19 protein-coding genes are annotated in these 15979 nt (G+C 40.8%); 4 read left to right on the top strand and 15 right to left on the bottom strand.

All coding sequences use genetic code 11. The annotated features are described in order from the left end of the window. Nucleotides 1-81: 81 nt before the first annotated feature. From NR125_RS01930 to yneA, 7 genes are all read right to left on the bottom strand, one after another. Nucleotides 82-522 (bottom strand): DUF6376 family protein, encoded by a 441-nt coding sequence (locus NR125_RS01930; RefSeq protein WP_251155984.1) that lies wholly within the window; start codon nt 520-522, stop codon nt 82-84. Nucleotides 523-656: 134 nt separating this feature from the next. After that, nucleotides 657-872 carry a YneF family protein gene (locus tag NR125_RS01935; RefSeq protein WP_009330559.1) on the bottom strand — a complete coding sequence of 72 codons (216 nt, stop codon included), beginning with the start codon at nt 870-872 and terminating at the stop codon, nt 657-659. A gap of 86 nt (nt 873-958) precedes the next feature. Continuing rightward, nucleotides 959-1396, bottom strand: a complete 438-nt coding sequence (sirA, locus tag NR125_RS01940) for a sporulation inhibitor of replication protein SirA (protein ID WP_009330560.1) — start codon at nt 1394-1396, stop codon at nt 959-961. 276 nt (nt 1397-1672) lie between these two features. Continuing rightward, nucleotides 1673-3679 carry a transketolase gene (tkt, locus tag NR125_RS01945; RefSeq protein WP_071156563.1) on the bottom strand — a complete coding sequence of 669 codons (2007 nt, stop codon included), beginning with the start codon at nt 3677-3679 and terminating at the stop codon, nt 1673-1675. Nucleotides 3680-3909: 230 nt separating this feature from the next. Next, nucleotides 3910-4143, bottom strand: a complete 234-nt coding sequence (locus NR125_RS01950) for a DUF896 domain-containing protein (protein WP_035330672.1) — start codon at nt 4141-4143, stop codon at nt 3910-3912. A gap of 143 nt (nt 4144-4286) precedes the next feature. Continuing rightward, nucleotides 4287-4934, bottom strand: a complete 648-nt coding sequence (locus tag NR125_RS01955; RefSeq protein WP_071156565.1) for a YneB family resolvase-like protein — start codon at nt 4932-4934, stop codon at nt 4287-4289. A gap of 9 nt (nt 4935-4943) precedes the next feature. Continuing rightward, complete coding sequence (gene yneA / locus NR125_RS01960; protein WP_071156567.1) at nt 4944-5276, bottom strand: cell division suppressor protein YneA; 333 nt, start codon at nt 5274-5276, stop codon at nt 4944-4946. Between the two features lie 155 nt (nt 5277-5431). Between yneA and lexA the strand changes: the two genes are divergently transcribed. The 3 genes from lexA (at nt 5432) to NR125_RS29870 (ending at nt 7313) form a co-directional block, all read left to right on the top strand. After that, nucleotides 5432-6055, top strand: coding sequence for a transcriptional repressor LexA (gene lexA / locus NR125_RS01965; RefSeq protein ID WP_009330565.1), 624 nt, complete (start codon nt 5432-5434; stop codon nt 6053-6055). A 285-nt stretch (nt 6056-6340) separates the two neighbouring features. Then, nucleotides 6341-6625, top strand: a complete 285-nt coding sequence (locus tag NR125_RS01970) for a DUF4257 domain-containing protein (RefSeq protein WP_009330566.1) — start codon at nt 6341-6343, stop codon at nt 6623-6625. 325 nt (nt 6626-6950) lie between these two features. Beyond that, entirely contained in the window at nt 6951-7313 is a 363-nt protein-coding gene (locus NR125_RS29870; RefSeq protein ID WP_341002609.1) for a hypothetical protein, read from the top strand. A gap of 137 nt (nt 7314-7450) precedes the next feature. On the opposite strand, the gene NR125_RS29575 is transcribed toward NR125_RS29870, so the two are convergent. The 7 genes from NR125_RS29575 to hflX all read right to left on the bottom strand — a co-directional run bounded on the left by NR125_RS29575 (nt 7451) and on the right by hflX (nt 13809). After that, entirely contained in the window at nt 7451-7918 is a 468-nt protein-coding gene (locus NR125_RS29575; protein WP_071156569.1) for a CBO0543 family protein, read from the bottom strand. After that, nucleotides 7915-8406 (bottom strand): CBO0543 family protein, encoded by a 492-nt coding sequence (locus NR125_RS01975; RefSeq protein WP_071156572.1) that lies wholly within the window; start codon nt 8404-8406, stop codon nt 7915-7917. The genes NR125_RS29575 and NR125_RS01975 overlap by 4 nt, the downstream gene beginning before the upstream one ends. A 121-nt stretch (nt 8407-8527) precedes the next feature. Next, nucleotides 8528-8758, bottom strand: coding sequence for an HNH endonuclease (locus tag NR125_RS01980; protein ID WP_019381829.1), 231 nt, complete (start codon nt 8756-8758; stop codon nt 8528-8530). 473 nt (nt 8759-9231) lie between these two features. Continuing rightward, nucleotides 9232-10566, bottom strand: coding sequence for a type I glutamate--ammonia ligase (glnA, locus tag NR125_RS01985; protein WP_009330568.1), 1335 nt, complete (start codon nt 10564-10566; stop codon nt 9232-9234). Between the two features lie 105 nt (nt 10567-10671). Next, nucleotides 10672-11079 (bottom strand): MerR family transcriptional regulator, encoded by a 408-nt coding sequence (locus NR125_RS01990; RefSeq protein WP_009330569.1) that lies wholly within the window; start codon nt 11077-11079, stop codon nt 10672-10674. A gap of 188 nt (nt 11080-11267) precedes the next feature. Beyond that, nucleotides 11268-12539, bottom strand: coding sequence for a methionine gamma-lyase family protein (locus NR125_RS01995; protein ID WP_071156576.1), 1272 nt, complete (start codon nt 12537-12539; stop codon nt 11268-11270). 13 nt (nt 12540-12552) lie between these two features. Beyond that, nucleotides 12553-13809 (bottom strand): GTPase HflX, encoded by a 1257-nt coding sequence (hflX, locus tag NR125_RS02000; protein WP_256814675.1) that lies wholly within the window; start codon nt 13807-13809, stop codon nt 12553-12555. 238 nt (nt 13810-14047) lie between these two features. Between hflX and NR125_RS02005 the strand changes: the two genes are divergently transcribed. After that, nucleotides 14048-14665, top strand: coding sequence for a trimeric intracellular cation channel family protein (locus tag NR125_RS02005; RefSeq protein WP_009330572.1), 618 nt, complete (start codon nt 14048-14050; stop codon nt 14663-14665). A 17-nt stretch (nt 14666-14682) separates the two neighbouring features. Here the strand turns inward: NR125_RS02005 and NR125_RS02010 are convergent, their stop codons facing one another. Next, nucleotides 14683-15963, bottom strand: a complete 1281-nt coding sequence (locus NR125_RS02010; RefSeq protein ID WP_071156580.1) for a TRAP transporter large permease — start codon at nt 15961-15963, stop codon at nt 14683-14685. Nucleotides 15964-15979 lie beyond the last annotated feature (16 nt).

Below are 15979 nucleotides of genomic sequence, written 5' to 3' on the forward strand. Positions count from 1 at the left end.
TAATAGCTTAAATAGTTTAACAAATATTGAGAAAATAAGGAAGATTTTTTCTCGTAAGAAAAAAGCACCCATTTGGATGCTTTATTGCCCTAATGCTTCTATTCGGTTGATCAGGCTTGTTGCTTCATTAATGGTAGTGAATAGCTCTGAGTTCTCCAGCCGATCCAATGCTAGGCTGCCGTTCTCCAATACTTTATTGATCTCAGCCAGAAGCGCTTCATTCTGTGTAACCAGCTCCTGATGAACATCCTCTGCCAGCGTCGGGATATCCTGAAGGGCGATAAACTCTTCAACTTCCTGCTTAAGTGTCGTCAATCTGTCTTCAAGTTCCTGCTTTAATGCCGGATCCGCTGCCGCCTCCTGAATCATTTGCGGCGCCTCTTCAGCAAAGTCGCTTAATGTATTGATATGCTCAGTCGCTTCATTAACATAGTCAATGGAATTATTCACTTCTCCCAGAACGGAACAGCCGCTTAATAACATGGAAACGGTAAGGAGCCCTATAAGAATTACTTTTTTCATTTGCTCGTTCCTTTCATGATTTGTCATAGTATAAATACGGTCTGTTTCAAAGAAGGTTTCATTTTGGAAATAAAAAAACCACCTTCCTTGTATTGTAACAGAAAAGTGGTTTCAGATGGGATGCTTGTCCCTGATTACTTGCCAGTCTGCTTGTTCATGGCATTCATCATTTGGTTGATCTTCTTCTGAGATGGCTTCATGCCCATTTGCATCATCATCATTTTAAGCATTTGTTCATTAATTGGCGGATTTTTCTCCAGGTAGCTCATCATATATTTTCGAGCAATGAAAAATCCTAGTGCTACACCGGCAAGAAGCGCCAGTACACCAACTAGAATGTACATACCCATACTAACTTCCTCCTTCATGTTGTCTATCATACAGTGTACTAGACCAAAGGTTATTATACAATATTTGCTTCATTTTTTCTCATATTTTAGACGAATTTTCTCTCTTTTATCGGTTTTAGCCACCCATAGCGCTTATGCTTGAGGTCAACAGCCAGGAAGGAGGACTCGCTTTTTCGCAGTACTTCGAAAAATACCGTCTCTGCCTCATAGCTGCCGGCCGCTTCTAAAACCAGGCTCCGTTCAAATACTTCAAGCTTCGCCCTGCTTCTTTTGCTCATCTCTATATAGTATGCACTTTTTTCTATTATAAAGTCCTTTTTTCGCTGCAGCTGCTGATGGATGTATTGATGCACTTTCAAACCCGGGATTGGCTTAGTCACAAAATCAATTTGCTTCGATAGAATAGACTTCATTTCACCTGACGAATGCTCATACTCTTCAAACAACTGAAAAAACATCCGCTCTCTGCCAAAATAATGGGCCGCAAATTCATCTTCTATTAAATACAATTGATAAGCTCTCATCTGGCCCCTCCTTCCGGGACAATCCATTTCTTTCAATTATAAGCAACCAAAAATAAGGAATGTGTCTGAAGATGTTAAAAACTTTCACTAATTTTGTCGAAAACAAAGAATTCAGTTGATTATGAGGATTCTTGCTGGGAGAACTGCTATAATAGCTGCTCAAAATATTTACTTCGTCATTTTCCCGGTTTTACTGAAATATAATCCTGTTTTTTTTAATATAAACCTATCTCACAAAAAAGGAAGAGCCTCTCAGCTCTCCCTTTCCGGTAAATATTATCCCTGCAGCAATGCTTTTACGCGTGCCACAACGTTTTCAACTGTGAATCCGTATTCTTCCATGATCTTCTCACCTGGTGCAGATGCGCCGAAGGTATCGATTGCAAGAACATCGCCTTCGTCTCCTGCATAGCGGTGCCATCCAAGTGAAGATCCCATTTCAATGGCAAGACGCTTCTTGACTGTCTTAGGAATTACGCTTTCTTTGTACTCTTTTGATTGAGCTTCGAAGCGGTCCCAAGCAGGCATGCTCACTACAGATGCATGGATGCCTTCGCCTTCAAGCGCTTTTTGTGCTTCAACAGCCAGGCTAACCTCAGATCCAGCAGCAAGCAATAATACATCCGCGTTGCTGTTGGAAGCTGGTGAAACAACATAAGCACCTTTTTGTACTCCTTCGTATGCCGCTGAATCCGTTCCTTTTAATGTAGGAAGGTTTTGACGGGTCAATACTAATGCAGTTGGCTTGTTTGTTGATTCAATTGCTGTTTTCCATGCAGCTGCTGTTTCATTTCCGTCAGCAGGGCGGACAACAGATAGGTTTGGCATTGCACGCAATGCAGCAAGCTGTTCTACAGGCTCATGTGTAGGTCCGTCTTCACCTACAGCGATACTGTCATGTGTGAATACATACGTAACAGGCAGGTTCATAAGTGCAGCCAGACGGATTGCCGGGCGCAAGTAATCAGAGAACACGAAGAATGTTCCGCCGAATACTTTTAATCCGCCGTGAAGGGCCATACCATTAAGTGCAGCACCCATTGCAAATTCACGTACACCAAACCAGATGTTGCGGCCGTCAAATGACTCAGCTGTAAAGTCGCCTGTACCTTTAATCATTGTTTTGTTGGAGCCTGCAAGGTCTGCAGAACCGCCAAAGAAGGAAGGCAGGTTTTGTGCGATTGCATTTAGCACTTCTCCGGAAGAAGCACGGCTTGCAAGGCTCTTTCCTTCTTCATAAACAGGGATGTCTTTATCCCAGCCTTCTGAAAGCTCGCCATTGATTGCCTGCTCCAGCTGTTTTCCTAACTCAGGATGCGCTTCTTTATACTGTGCAAAAAGGTCTTCCCATTCCTGCTGCTTCTTAGAGCCGCTTTCTACAACCTGCTGCTTGAAGTGATCATATACTTCCTGAGGAACATGGAAATCCTCTTCGAAAGTCCACTTATAGGCTTCTTTCGTTAATTTCAATTCATCAGCACCCAGTGGAGCGCCGTGAACATCAGATTTACCTGATTTGTTTGGAGAACCGTAGCCAATGACTGTTTTAACCTCAATCATTGTTGGTCGGTTTTCATCCTGCTTCGCTTCCTCAATTGCTTTTGCAATTTCGTGAAGATCATTGCCGTCTTCTACGCGGATATACTGCCAGCCGTATGACTTGAATCGCTGTTCAACACTTTCAGAGAAAGACTTATCAAGGTCACCATCAAGTGAGATATCATTTGAATCATATAGAACAACCAGTCTTCCAAGCTTTAAGTGGCCAGCAAGGGAAGCAGCTTCAGCCGAAACGCCTTCCATAAGGTCTCCGTCACCGCAGATGCTGTATGTATAGTGGTCAACAACATTGAAGTTGTCTTTGTTGTATGTTGCAGCCAGGTGGCGTTCAGCCATTGCCATACCAACAGCCATTGCAATACCTTGACCTAATGGGCCTGTTGTTGCGTCAACACCTGGAGTATGGCCATATTCAGGGTGACCTGGCGTCTTGCTTCCCCACTGTCTGAACTCTTTAATGTCATTCATGGAAACATCATAGCCAGAAAGATGAAGAAGGCTGTATAAAAGCATGGAGCCATGTCCAGCAGAAAGGACGAAACGGTCACGGTTGAACCATTCAGGATTTTTCGGGTTATGGTTCATGAAGCGTGTCCAAAGCGTATAAGCCATTGGCGCTGCACCCATCGGCATCCCCGGATGGCCGGAATTCGCCTTTTCAATGGCGTCGATTGATAAAGTACGAATGGAACTGATGGATAGTTCATCTGTGTGATTAAACATTCAATACATCCTTTCGAGTAGTAATTCTTTACTCTTTTAATATTATCGGGTGTCCTTTTTTTTCACAACCAATAGGGTCAGGAAAAGGACAAAAAAGCCGGTTTGTTACTATATTGACACAAAAAGACCCGGCGTATGTAAAAAAAGCGGAGATAGCCGGTAATAGAAGTCATCTCCGCTTTCTATTAAAAGAAGGAATACAGCATTGTGTATCCCTTGCAATTATAATATTAGTGAAGGCGGTTTTTATTTTGGAAGTCTTTTAGCTTTTTCGGAGTTACGTCATTTCCTTTCGGGTCAACGATTGTAACACCTTTAAGCGTGTTCAGCATGCCAGAGCGAAAAGTCTCCAAATACTCTTTGCGGAGAGAAGTCTGTTCTTTTGCTTCTGCTTCTGTTAAACCTGATTCCTTTGCCTTCTTTGCCAGTTCATTAATTCGGGCAAGTTTTTGTTTTGGCAGCATATATTAAAGCTCCTTTATATCAAAAGTTTACCTTTGGATATTCTGATAGAAGTTTTTATTATACAATAGCTTCAGATATGGAACAATACTGAAACTCAACTGCCATCATACTAAAAAAGAACACTTTTGACAAGAAAAGTGCTCTATTCAACAAGTGATTCCATATACTCTTTATACCTTCTGTGGACTGTTGCTTTTGAGATATTATAGCCAAAGCCTCTGAGTGTTGCAGCAATCTCTGCAAATGTTAACTCGTTTTTCCTTAGCCGGACAATTTCCTCTATCGGCACCTCTATTCTTTCTCTGCCGCCATTTGTTCCCTGATTGCTTAAGTTCTTCTCGGGGCGGTATCCCTTATCAACAGCCCGCTGCATGCCGCGTCTAATTTTGATGTTATGAAGCTTTCTCTGATATTCTTCTACCATCCCAACAATGTTCAGCACCATCGAATCTGATTCCGAAAGCTCGAGCTGGCCGTTATTCGAAATGCTGTACAGCTGAACTTCTTCCTTTAGGATGCAATGGAGTATCGCTATCTTTGCATTACCCCGCCCCAGCCTGGTTTCATCCTGAATGAGGACAACCTTGATATCCTTTTCTTTAATTAAGTCTAAAAGCTCCAATATACCGTCTCTTTCAAGGTCATATCCACTGGCCTGTTCGCGTATCACCTTGACTACTTCAAAATCATGCTTTTTCGCCAGATTCACCAGCTCTTCTTCCTGTCTTGAAAGGGACGTTTCCTGAGTATCCTTTGTTGTACTAACCCTGCAGTAAATAATTGCTTTCATAACTTCTCCTTATTCATAAAAGTCTGAACTGGCAAGCTCTTTATAAGGCTCGTCATCCAGTGCTTTTACTGGAATAACAATTTCATCGCCCGGAAAAATCCTGCCTGCCGCTATCTCATTATTTTGTTCGACCCAATTAATAAATTGATCTGTAGACAGCGAATGTTCAGCCGAAAAACTCTCAGCAATTTCCCATAAAGAGTCACCTTCTGCAACAGTGACTTTCACAAACTTTTCCGTATCAGGTGTCTCTATCTGAATGAGCATAATAAACGATGCTGTCAGGCTTAAAACGAAGAGAATAATAGCATAAGAATATGATTTCCACAATTTTTTCAGCATGATATACCACCTCTAAAAGAATGTATGTTCGCATTTGATGTTTTTATTATAGACCGAACATTTGTTTTGTGTCAATAAAAATTCGAACTTATGTTTGTATCATATGGTAATTGATGCTATAATTGAGACAACAAAAACATACGAGGTGCGTAAAGATGGTGAAATTATCAAAAAGGCAGCAAGATATATTAGAGTTTATTAAAGAGGAAGTTAAATTGAGAGGCTATCCGCCTTCTGTAAGGGAGATCGGGGAAGCAGTCGGCCTGGCTTCAAGCTCAACAGTTCACGGCCATCTCGCCCGTCTTGAAAGCAAAGGGCTGATCCGCAGAGATCCTACTAAACCGCGCGCCATTGAAATTTTAGATCTGGACGAGTCTTCTCACATCCCTAAGGTCAGTGCAGTCAATGTTCCGATCGTCGGTAAAGTAACTGCAGGGCAGCCGATAACAGCCATTGAAAATGTTGAAGAATACTTCCCTCTTCCAGAAAGAATGGCACCAGCTGATGAGCATGTATTCATGCTTGAAATCATGGGGGAAAGTATGATTGAAGCCGGAATCCTTGATGGCGACTATGTCATCGTCAAACAGCAGAGCACTGCTAATAATGGAGATATCGTGGTTGCCATGACAGAGGAAGATGAAGCAACTGTCAAAAGATTCTTTAAAGAAAAAGACTATATCCGGCTTCAGCCGGAAAACTCTACAATGGAACCTATCATCCTTCGAAATGTTTCCATCCTTGGCAAAGTTATAGGTGTATACCGCCATATGCATTAATAGAATGATAAAAAGCAGGCAGCCACTGCCTGCTTTTTATTTTTTCCAATTTTAAGAAGGTTATCAGTTCCTATTACCTGATGCTATTAGTGAAATCATACGAAAGTAACTGATACCTTTTCTGTTGGTACTAAGTTGCAGTCATGTATGACTATTTTATTATTCAGAAAATTCGGTATTTTTATGCATATTATTTTATAGCCACTTTCTATATAATGGTAATACACCGAGAATCAACCTAAGGTCGCTTGTCCAAAATCTCGACTTTAGGAGTGTGAAGAAAAAATGTTTTTGAACATTACCTTCGCTTTGTTGATTGGTGGGCTGGTCGGTGTCGTTGGACATATTCGGAAAGAAGGCAAAATGGTCAAACCCAGAAGGACAAAAAAATTCATCTATCTGGGGGTCTTTGAAGAAGTAATCATGGGGGCTTTAGCGGCTGTTTTTTTGGTCGTATCTTCAGATCCTGACTCTGCCTTAAAGGTAGTGCTCCTTGCGGTAATTGCAGGATTTGGAGGAGATGCACTGCTGACATGTCTCGATTTCCTAAAGATCAGACATAAAGAATAGAGAGATGCAGGGAAATACAAATTAGTTAAAACCTCGTTCACTTAGAAACGGGGTTTTTGTATTTTAGCTATGTAAAAACCCCCTGCTCATGCAAACAGAGTGTTTTCGAATTTTTAAAGTAATTGCTCATGTAGTGTTCGTTGCTCCAAGGGATGTACTTGCGTACGAAACATAAATACTAATCCTTGCCGTTAGAAATCCTCTTTAACTATTTTTTCAAAACTGCTCCTTCTGCTGAACCAATGGGCAATTAAGTATAGTGAAACTAAGATAAAAAAGGAATAAGCAAAGGCCCAATGGATTTTTTTATATAAGTGCAGCATTGGTGTTTTATATCTTTCACAAACCCTTGAAAACAGGACTAAACCGGCTAGCAACCATATTTATTCTTATCTTAGCTTTAGGGAATATTGTGACTGGCTTTATACCAGCAGATATAAATCTATTTTGGCATTCAATAGCAGCTCAACTTGACATGATAACTGTTTTGCCCGGTCTTTGGCTATACGCAAAATCTTTAGAAATTGGAAAACGCTGGACTCAATACTGTTTAGTTACATTACTAGTCATAGTCACACTCAATATGTTAATAATTTTCATCCCTATGCACGCCGGTCTATTGCAAAGGTTATTCTATTTAGTGATTTTCATATGGGGCACTGTACTGGCGTTTATTTTAAGTAAATGATTTGTTGCCACGCCTTTATCGCCTGAGCTCTTAATTCTTATTCTTAATTTACGCCCCCTGCCTTGGTTAAATTAGTCGTCTAACACAGAATCCTTACTATTAATATTTCTCGGGGGGAACCTAGATATTTCAACTCGTTACACCAGACCTTTTTTAAACCAAAATATATATATCTTTACAACATAAAGAAGAATCATGTTGGTAATTAATCCAAAGAACCAGTTCCAGTGAATATAGTGATACAATGAACTAAATTTTTCGAGAAGATAGGAGTAAGTTGTTATCCCCATTGAAAATAGTAAGTAGTACAAAAATGTTCTTCTTGTCCCTTTTTCTTTTGGATAAAAAAGTATAAAAAACACCGCAATTGTGGGATAAACAATATAATGCAATGAAAAGCTCATATTTGTCGCTTTATTAAATTCTCTATACGGAAACTCAACTAATCCAAATACCAATTGTATATATTCATGTATCCATGCTATTGATTGAACAAATATAAAGGTTATCCAAGCTAACCTTTTACTTTCGGTTGGGATATATCTTAATAACAAGTACAATGATAAAATCCACGAACATACTAAAATCAGGACTTCTCTGGTCATTTTAAGTCCACCAAAATTAATCTTTTAGAAAACCATCGATAAAATTTATCATTTATATATAGAGCAATCATTACTGTTACTAGTGTCCAATACCATTTCCATTCATGGTACTCAACCAGTTTGGTTTTAGATTCTAATACAGCATCTAAGAAGGTAAAAAATCCAGCAAAGAAAACATAATACAATAGTGAGCCAAACCCTTTTTTGTTCCTTGGAAAATACAAACTAAAAATAATGGCGACTACCGGGAATAGGAAGAACTCAAAGGAAAAACTAGTCCTATTATATAAATTTGCCTTAGGGTACAATTGAATCGGATATTCAATCCAACCCATTTCTACTGCTATTAAACCGGCTGGCCATGTAATGACCTGCAGAAATAAAAAGATAACCCACGCTTCTCTAACCTTGTCTCCCGGTACTAGCAGCTTGAGACACATGATACTTAGTATTAATACCCCCATTATAATCCATCTTTCAAGATTCATTTAAGTCACCTTTCATTAGAACTATTTAATACTATTTGTTTACATAATTAAAAAAATCGATACTCCACTTTTCATCATGCTGCCATTTGTTTAGCTTCATATTTTTGAAGTCTGGGCCATGTTATTTGTTATGGCAATCGACACAAACAGTATCCATGTTATCTTCACCAAACGCTAAGTCTGGATGAAGCTCGAGCTCCTTGATATGGTGAACAAGCAACTGGATCTTCCTACCCTTACCACTCTCACTGTATTCATTTGTTTCAATGCTTAAGCGCCCCTTCCGTTTACATTCCTGGCATTCATAGTTGTCACGCTTCTTGATTACTACTCGTAGCTTCTTCCATTCCACACTGTTATAAAACTACTCATAATGTTGCCTGAAATTTACGATTATTTTTAGGAAGGTATAAATTTGGTTTCTTTTTACATCATTTTAGGAATCCATGTTACTTTAATAATTGATGCCCTTAATTTTGGAAATTTGGTATAATTCAGAAAAAAGGTGTGATAAGAGTGTCACTTGCCTATTTGCTAACTTTTATTCCTCTTTTGATTATTGGTACGATAATTTCAAGATTTGAAAACCTCTCAGCTAATGCAAGGGTTTTTCTTCCCATATTACTTGTAATTCCAATTTATTACTTAATAACTAAGATTCCTGGAACCGATTATAGAATTAAAAAAGGTTACGGAATTACATCAATAGGCTTGATTGTTGTATTTTTTTTCTTACTATGAACTAAGGTTCTTGTGGTAATTTTTTAAATAATTTACCCGAAAACAAAAACCCCTCAACACCTATGGTGTCAAGGGGTTTACTTATTAGTACATGCTCAGGTACTGCTCGCGCTCCCATGGATGCACTTGCGTACGGAACATATCCCACTCAATTTCTTTCGCTTCAATGAAGTGTTCGAAGATATGGTCGCCTAGTGCGGATACGATGACTTCATCCTTCTTAAGCTCATCAAGGGCAGCAGCCAATGTAGCCGGAAGATCCTTGATGCCTTCTTCTTCACGTTCCTGCTTGTTCATTACATAGATGTTGCGGTCTACAGGTGCCGGTGGAGTCAATTTGTTCTTGATTCCGTCAAGACCAGCTTTTAGAAGTACAGCCATAGCAAGATATGGGTTAGCAGCAGGGTCAACGCTGCGAACTTCAACACGTGTGCTTACACCGCGTGAAGCCGGGATACGGATAAGCGGTGAACGGTTTTGAGCAGACCATGCAACATAGCAAGGTGCTTCATAACCAGGAACCAAGCGCTTATAAGAGTTAACGATTGGGTTTGTTACAGCAGTAAATGCTGTCGCATGGTTAATGATACCTGCGATAAAGTGGCGAGCATCTTCACTTAATTGAAGATCGCTTGTTTCGTTGAAGAATGCATTTTTGCCATCCTTAAATAATGAAACATTACAGTGCATACCTGATCCGTTAACACCGAACAGCGGTTTTGGCATGAATGTCGCGTGCAGGCCGTGCTTGCGGGCAATTGTTTTAACAACAAGCTTGAATGTCTGGATCTGGTCACAAGCTGTTAATGCATCCGCATATTTGAAGTCGATTTCGTGCTGTCCAGGTGCAACCTCATGGTGGGAAGCTTCAATTTCAAAGCCCATTTCTTCAAGCTCAAGCACGATATCGCGGCGGCAGTTTTCACCAAGGTCAGTTGGCGCAAGATCGAAGTATCCGCCATTATCGTTCAGTTCAAGAGTTGGCTCTCCAGCCTGGTCAAGCTTGAATAGGAAGAATTCCGGCTCAGGCCCTAAGTTGAAATCAGAGTATCCTAACTCTTCCATCTCTGCCAAAATACGTTTTAAGTTGCTGCGCGGATCGCCAAGGAAGGGAGTTCCATCCGGATTGTAAATATCACAGATCAGACGTGCAACTTTTCCTTTTTCTGCTGTCCAAGGGAATACCACCCATGTATCAAGGTCTGGATATAGATTCATGTCTGATTCTTCAATACGCACGAAACCTTCGATTGAAGATCCGTCAAACATCATTTTGTTATCAAGCGCTTTTTCAAGCTGGCTGATCGGAATTTCTACGTTCTTGATTGTTCCAAGAATATCCGTAAACTGTAAACGGACGAATTTTACATTTTCCTCTTCTGCAATACGCTTAATGTCTTCTTTAGTAAACTTTGCCACTGGTAGTTCCTCCCTTAAAAAATTACATGAGTGATTTATTTTTTGCTCTGTTAATGTTTCTCTCAGAAATCCAAGACAATATCAACGAGCTTAAAAACGGCGTTTTTAATGGAAAAAGCGGTGCATGTTGCCTTGCCTCAATGATGAGCGATTAAACCGGCCTGCCTGCACAATTTCCTTGCGAAGAAGTTTCCGGATTTCTTCATCTGATAGATCGCGTCTCGCTTTTTCTGCCTGCTTATTCAAGTTTTCAGTTATCGCTTGCTGTTCTTTCACGAAAAATAGCTGCTTGATCCCAGCCATGTTCACGCCTTGATCAATCAAATCTTTGATTTCCAAAAGGACATCGATGTCGTTTAAGGAAAAAAGCCTTCTATTTCCGTCAGTTCTAGCTGGAGAAATTAATTGGTGCTCTTCATAGTAGCGAATCTGCCTGGCGGTCAGGTCAGTCAGCTGCATGACAGTACCAATCGGGAAAAGCGGCATGGAACGTCGAATTTCGCTTCCAGTCAACTATTTCTCCCCCTTTTCAATTACTTCTTGAGATTATTATATGTAATGTCAGATAATCTGTCAACTATATGTTAGCTTTTATAACATGATTTTTTCAAAAAAATTTTGCCTTTCATATTTTCATATAATTCTCTGTAAAGCAACAGAAAAGGACAACTAACTATGTAGCTGTCCTTTTTAATATTCACCTAATTTATTTGGACTAAACCTTTTTCCAGCAATTGGTCCAGCGCGATGCATACAGCCATTTTCACATGAGAATAAGTCAGCCCGCCCTGAACATAAGCAACATAAGGCGGCCTGATAGGACCATCAGCGGTCAGTTCAATGCTTGCACCCTGAATAAAAGTCCCAGCTGCCATGATTACATCGTCTTCATATCCAGGCATATAAGCAGGATAGGCAGTTACATGTGAATTAACAGGAGATGCAAATTGAATTGCCTGGCAAAACGCCACCATTTTTTCTTTATCATCAAATTGAACAGATTGGATTAAATCAGTTCTATTACTGTCCCACTTTGGGTTGGAATTCATGCCAAGCCGTTCAAGAAGCGCTGCTGTAAAAACAGCCCCTTTCAGCGCCTGGCCGACAACATGGGGAGCCAGGAAAAAGCCCTGATACATTTCCTGAAGGCTGTAAAGGGACGCACCCGCTTCTGCACCAATTCCCGGTGAAGTCATTCGGTAGGAGCAGGCTTCCACCCATTCCTTCAACCCGACAATATAACCGCCCGTCTTTGCAATCCCGCCGCCAGGGTTCTTGATGAGCGACCCGGCCATCAAGTCTGCCCCAACATGGCAAGGCTCACGGTCTTCAACAAACTCACCATAGCAATTGTCAACAAACACAATCGTATCCGGCTTAACTTCTTTTACAAACTGGATCATTTCTTTAATTTGTTCAATTGTAAAAGAAGGTCTTGTCGCATATCCTTTGGAACGCTGGATACCAATCATTTTCGTGTTCGGCCTGATTGCTTTTTCAACGGCAGGATAGTCGATGCTTCCATCTTCGTTCAGCGGGATGCTATTGTATCCAATGCCGAACTCTCTCAGCGAACCGTTACCTGTTCCCCGAATCCCAACAATTTCTTCCAGTGTGTCATATGGCTTGCCGGTGATATACAGCAATTCATCACCTGGCCGCAGTACGCCAAAGAGTGCAATGGAAATGGCATGCGTGCCTGATATTATCTGCGGGCGGACCAATCCTGCTTCCCCGCCGAAAACTTCTGCATATATTCCCTCAAGCGTATCCCGGCCGATATCATCATAACCATAGCCGGTTGAAGGATTGAAATGCGAATCGCTGACTTTGAAATTTTGAAAGCTCTTTAAAACACGGAATTGATTCTCATCAATCCGCTCATCAATGCTCTTTAATACCTCTGAAATTTGCTGCTCCACTTCTTTTACAATCGGCTGGAGCTTTTCCCCTTGTGATAACTGTTGAAACATGATGTTCTCCTAACTATACGGTATATTTCATTAAAGGCCCTGAAATCTGATGGTCTTCGAGGTAATAGCCCTTGCAAACATAAAGTTCTTTGTCTTCGTTGAAAGTCAATTCCCGCAGGATGGTTTCGTTCTTGAGCTGCGACAGCAGCTTTCCTTCTGTTGACGGCACCTCCACATGGTAATGCTTCATCATTCCCAGAATCATCTGCTCGATTTTCCATTTCAGCTCATTGCGGTCATCTTCTTCAAAGGCACTGATCTGAATCGTTTCTGTTCTGGCAGTCGGGACAAAATCAGGATGCTTTAAATCTCTTTTATTATATACCGTCAGCTGCGGTATTTTATCATTTTCCAAATCTTCTATCAGTTTATTGACTGTCTGCTCATGCTGGTAATAATCCGGATTGGACATATCGACCACATGAAGAAGAAGATCTGCTTCATTAACTTCTTCCAGAGTGGAACGGAAGGCTGCAATAAGAGTAGTCGGCAAATCCTGAATAAAACCGACCGTGTCTGTCACAAGTGTAATAAATCCGCTTGGCAAAATCAGTTTGCGGGTCATCGGATCAAGTGTGGCAAACAACTGGTTCTCTTCATAGGATTCCGCCTCAGACAGCCTGTTAAAAATGGTGGATTTACCTGCATTTGTGTAGCCGACAAGTGCAATTTGAAATGCTTTGTTTTTCTTCCTTCGTTCACGATACCTGTCACGGTGCTGCACAATGACGGAAAGCTGGGTTTTAATATCATCAATACGGCGGCGGATATGCCTGCGATCTGATTCAAGCTTGGTCTCACCTGGTCCCCTTGTGCCGATTCCCGCTCCAAGTCTTGAAAGCTGAACACCCTGGCCTGACAGGCGCGGCAGCAGATACTGCAGCTGTGCCAATTCGACCTGCAGCTTCCCTTCTTTAGAGCGCGCCCTCTGCGCAAAGATATCTAAAATCAGCTGTGTGCGGTCAATGATCCTGGCATCCAAATCTGCTGATAAGTTGCGCACCTGGCTTGGTGAGAGCTCATCGTTAAAAATGATAATATCTGCTTCCATTTCTTCCTGAAGTGCAGCCAGTTCCTCCACTTTCCCCTTTCCTATATATGTAGACGGATGAACTCGTTCCCTTTTTTGAGTAATCGAAGCTAAAACTTTTCCGTTTGCCGTTTCAGTCAGCGATTCCAATTCTTCCATTGAATATTCAAACCGCTGGTCATCTTCATCAGTATGGCAGCCGACAAGAATGACTTTTTCATAATCTGGCTTACGTTCCAACCAGCATCCCTCTTTCATATGCTTATTTTAATTGATAACATCATAACAAAAATCATATTCAAATACTAATTTTTACCGCTAATCACAGGCCTTTGCACCGTCCATTTGAAATGATAAAAAAAATGGTTGTATTTCTTTTTTTCCGTGTTAAAATCATATTGTTTGGAAAGAATTTACGTTTTTAAATAACTTAAACTTAAATAGATTTATAGATCTGCATCAAGAGGAGAAATGGCATATGACATGGGAAGTTTTAAGTATGATCGGCACTGTTGCTTTCGCTGTCAGCGGTGCAATTGTGGCGATGGAAGAAGAATATGATATTTTAGGTGTATATATCCTTGGGATTGTCACCGCTTTTGGCGGCGGAGCGATCCGAAACCTGCTAATCGGTGTTCCTGTCTCTGCCCTTTGGGAACAGGGTTTATTTTTTCAGATTGCCCTTTTATCAATCACAGCAGTAATGCTGTTCCCGAACAACCTGCTCAAACACTGGCAAAGATGGGGCAATTTCACTGACGCAATCGGGTTATCCGCCTTTGCCATCCAAGGAGCACTGTACGCAACGGAAATGAACCATCCTTTAAGCGCCGTAATTGTGGCTGCTGTATTGACTGGAAGCGGAGGGGGCATCATCCGTGACCTTCTTGCAAGAAGAAAACCGCTTGTATTGCGGTCTGAAATCTATGCGGTCTGGGCTATCCTTTGCGGTTTTGGAGTCGGACTCGGAATCGCCTCAGCACCATTTGAACTTTACACTTTGTTCATTATTATTACAGCTTTACGGGTTTTATCTTACACATATAATTGGAAGCTTCCGGTTAAGAGGCTGGGAACAAGTAAAAGCATCGGCTAGCCGATGCTTTTAAATATTTATAGGGTTGTTAAAAACATTGATATAGCAGGGAAATAAGTAATAATAAATAAATCAAAAACCATTACAGCAATAAAAGGAATTACAGCCTTTATTAATTTATCATAGGAAACTTCAGCTATTCCCTTCACTATAAACAAATCCAATCCAACTGGAGGTGTAATTAAACCGATTGATAAGTTAACAACCATGATTAATCCAAAGAAAACCGGGTCAATGCCTGCTCCGAGAGCAATCGGGAGAAGCAATGGCGTTAGGATTGTAATCGCTGCTGATGCGTTCAGGAAGCACCCTGCAATAAAGAAAATAATATTGAAGATAAATAGTATCAAATATTTATTTTCTGTTGCGTTCATGACAAGCTGTGCAAGCTGCTGCGGAATTTGTTCAGCCGTTAATAACCATCCGAATAAATTTGCCCCGGCTATAATAAAGACAACCATCGCAGACATTTTTCCTGCGTTTATAAACGCTTCGGGTATATCCTTCCAATCCATATCTTTATAAACAAACTTATTAATGATAAAAGCATATGCAGCTGCTACTGCACCGGCTTCAGTAGGAGTAAAGATCCCTCCCCTGATGCCGAAAATAATGATTAACGGCAAGAGCAAAGCCAATATCCCTTCATATAAAGTTTTCCGGAATGTTGTGAATTCGAATGTCCTTTTTTCTTCAGAATAATTGTTTTTCCTGGTTAACCAGTAATTTAACATCATTAAAGACAAGCCTATTAATATCCCGGGTATGATGCCTGCTGTGAACAGGTCTCCTATGGATACTCCTGCGGTTACACCGTATACAATCATGGGAATGGATGGAGGTATAACCACAGCTATTGTTCCTGCACTTGCAACAGTGGCAGCTGCAAACCCTTTATCATATCCCTTTGACTCCATCATCGGTATCATCATTTTACCTACAGCAGCTGTATCTGCAGCACCTGAACCGGATATCCCTGCAAAAAACATACTTGTTAAGGTTGAAACCTGTGCAAGACCTGCCCTTACCCAGCCCACAGCAGCAAAAGCAAATGCTGCTATTCTTTTCCCCATGCTTCCTGACATCATAAATTCCCCTGTAAGCATGAAGAATGGAATTGCCAGCAGCGGAAAGGAATCAACTGATGTAATCAAACGCTGTGGAACCACTTCAAGAGGAATATAATATATGCTTGATATAAATCCGGAAATGGAAGCTATAATTAAAGATATTGCAATTGGCACACCCAGAATCATTAATAAAAACAATACAACCAATACTATTATTGCTACCGTCATCAATTTCCCTCCCTTT

This window comes from Cytobacillus sp. Bac17, from assembly GCF_024519925.1.
GTDB lineage: Bacteria > Bacillota > Bacilli > Bacillales > Cytobacillaceae > Cytobacillus > Cytobacillus pseudoceanisediminis.

What these genes read in the sequence shown, in the direction of transcription:
- NR125_RS01930 (WP_251155984.1), bottom strand. Translation starts at nt 522, where the DNA reads ATGAAAAAAGTAATTCTTATAGGGCTCCTTACCGTTTCCATGTTATTA.
- NR125_RS01935 (WP_009330559.1), bottom strand. Translation starts at nt 872, where the DNA reads ATGGGTATGTACATTCTAGTTGGTGTACTGGCGCTTCTTGCCGGTGTA.
- sirA (WP_009330560.1), bottom strand. Translation starts at nt 1,396, where the DNA reads ATGAGAGCTTATCAATTGTATTTAATAGAAGATGAATTTGCGGCCCAT.
- tkt (WP_071156563.1), bottom strand. Translation starts at nt 3,679, where the DNA reads ATGTTTAATCACACAGATGAACTATCCATCAGTTCCATTCGTACTTTA.
- NR125_RS01950 (WP_035330672.1), bottom strand. Translation starts at nt 4,143, where the DNA reads ATGCTGCCAAAACAAAAACTTGCCCGAATTAATGAACTGGCAAAGAAG.
- NR125_RS01955 (WP_071156565.1), bottom strand. Translation starts at nt 4,934, where the DNA reads ATGAAAGCAATTATTTACTGCAGGGTTAGTACAACAAAGGATACTCAG.
- yneA (WP_071156567.1), bottom strand. Translation starts at nt 5,276, where the DNA reads ATGCTGAAAAAATTGTGGAAATCATATTCTTATGCTATTATTCTCTTC.
- lexA (WP_009330565.1), top strand. Translation starts at nt 5,432, where the DNA reads ATGGTGAAATTATCAAAAAGGCAGCAAGATATATTAGAGTTTATTAAA.
- NR125_RS01970 (WP_009330566.1), top strand. Translation starts at nt 6,341, where the DNA reads ATGTTTTTGAACATTACCTTCGCTTTGTTGATTGGTGGGCTGGTCGGT.
- NR125_RS29575 (WP_071156569.1), bottom strand. Translation starts at nt 7,918, where the DNA reads ATGACCAGAGAAGTCCTGATTTTAGTATGTTCGTGGATTTTATCATTG.
- NR125_RS01975 (WP_071156572.1), bottom strand. Translation starts at nt 8,406, where the DNA reads ATGAATCTTGAAAGATGGATTATAATGGGGGTATTAATACTAAGTATC.
- NR125_RS01995 (WP_071156576.1), bottom strand. Translation starts at nt 12,539, where the DNA reads ATGTTTCAACAGTTATCACAAGGGGAAAAGCTCCAGCCGATTGTAAAA.
- NR125_RS02005 (WP_009330572.1), top strand. Translation starts at nt 14,048, where the DNA reads ATGACATGGGAAGTTTTAAGTATGATCGGCACTGTTGCTTTCGCTGTC.
- NR125_RS02010 (WP_071156580.1), bottom strand. Translation starts at nt 15,963, where the DNA reads ATGACGGTAGCAATAATAGTATTGGTTGTATTGTTTTTATTAATGATT.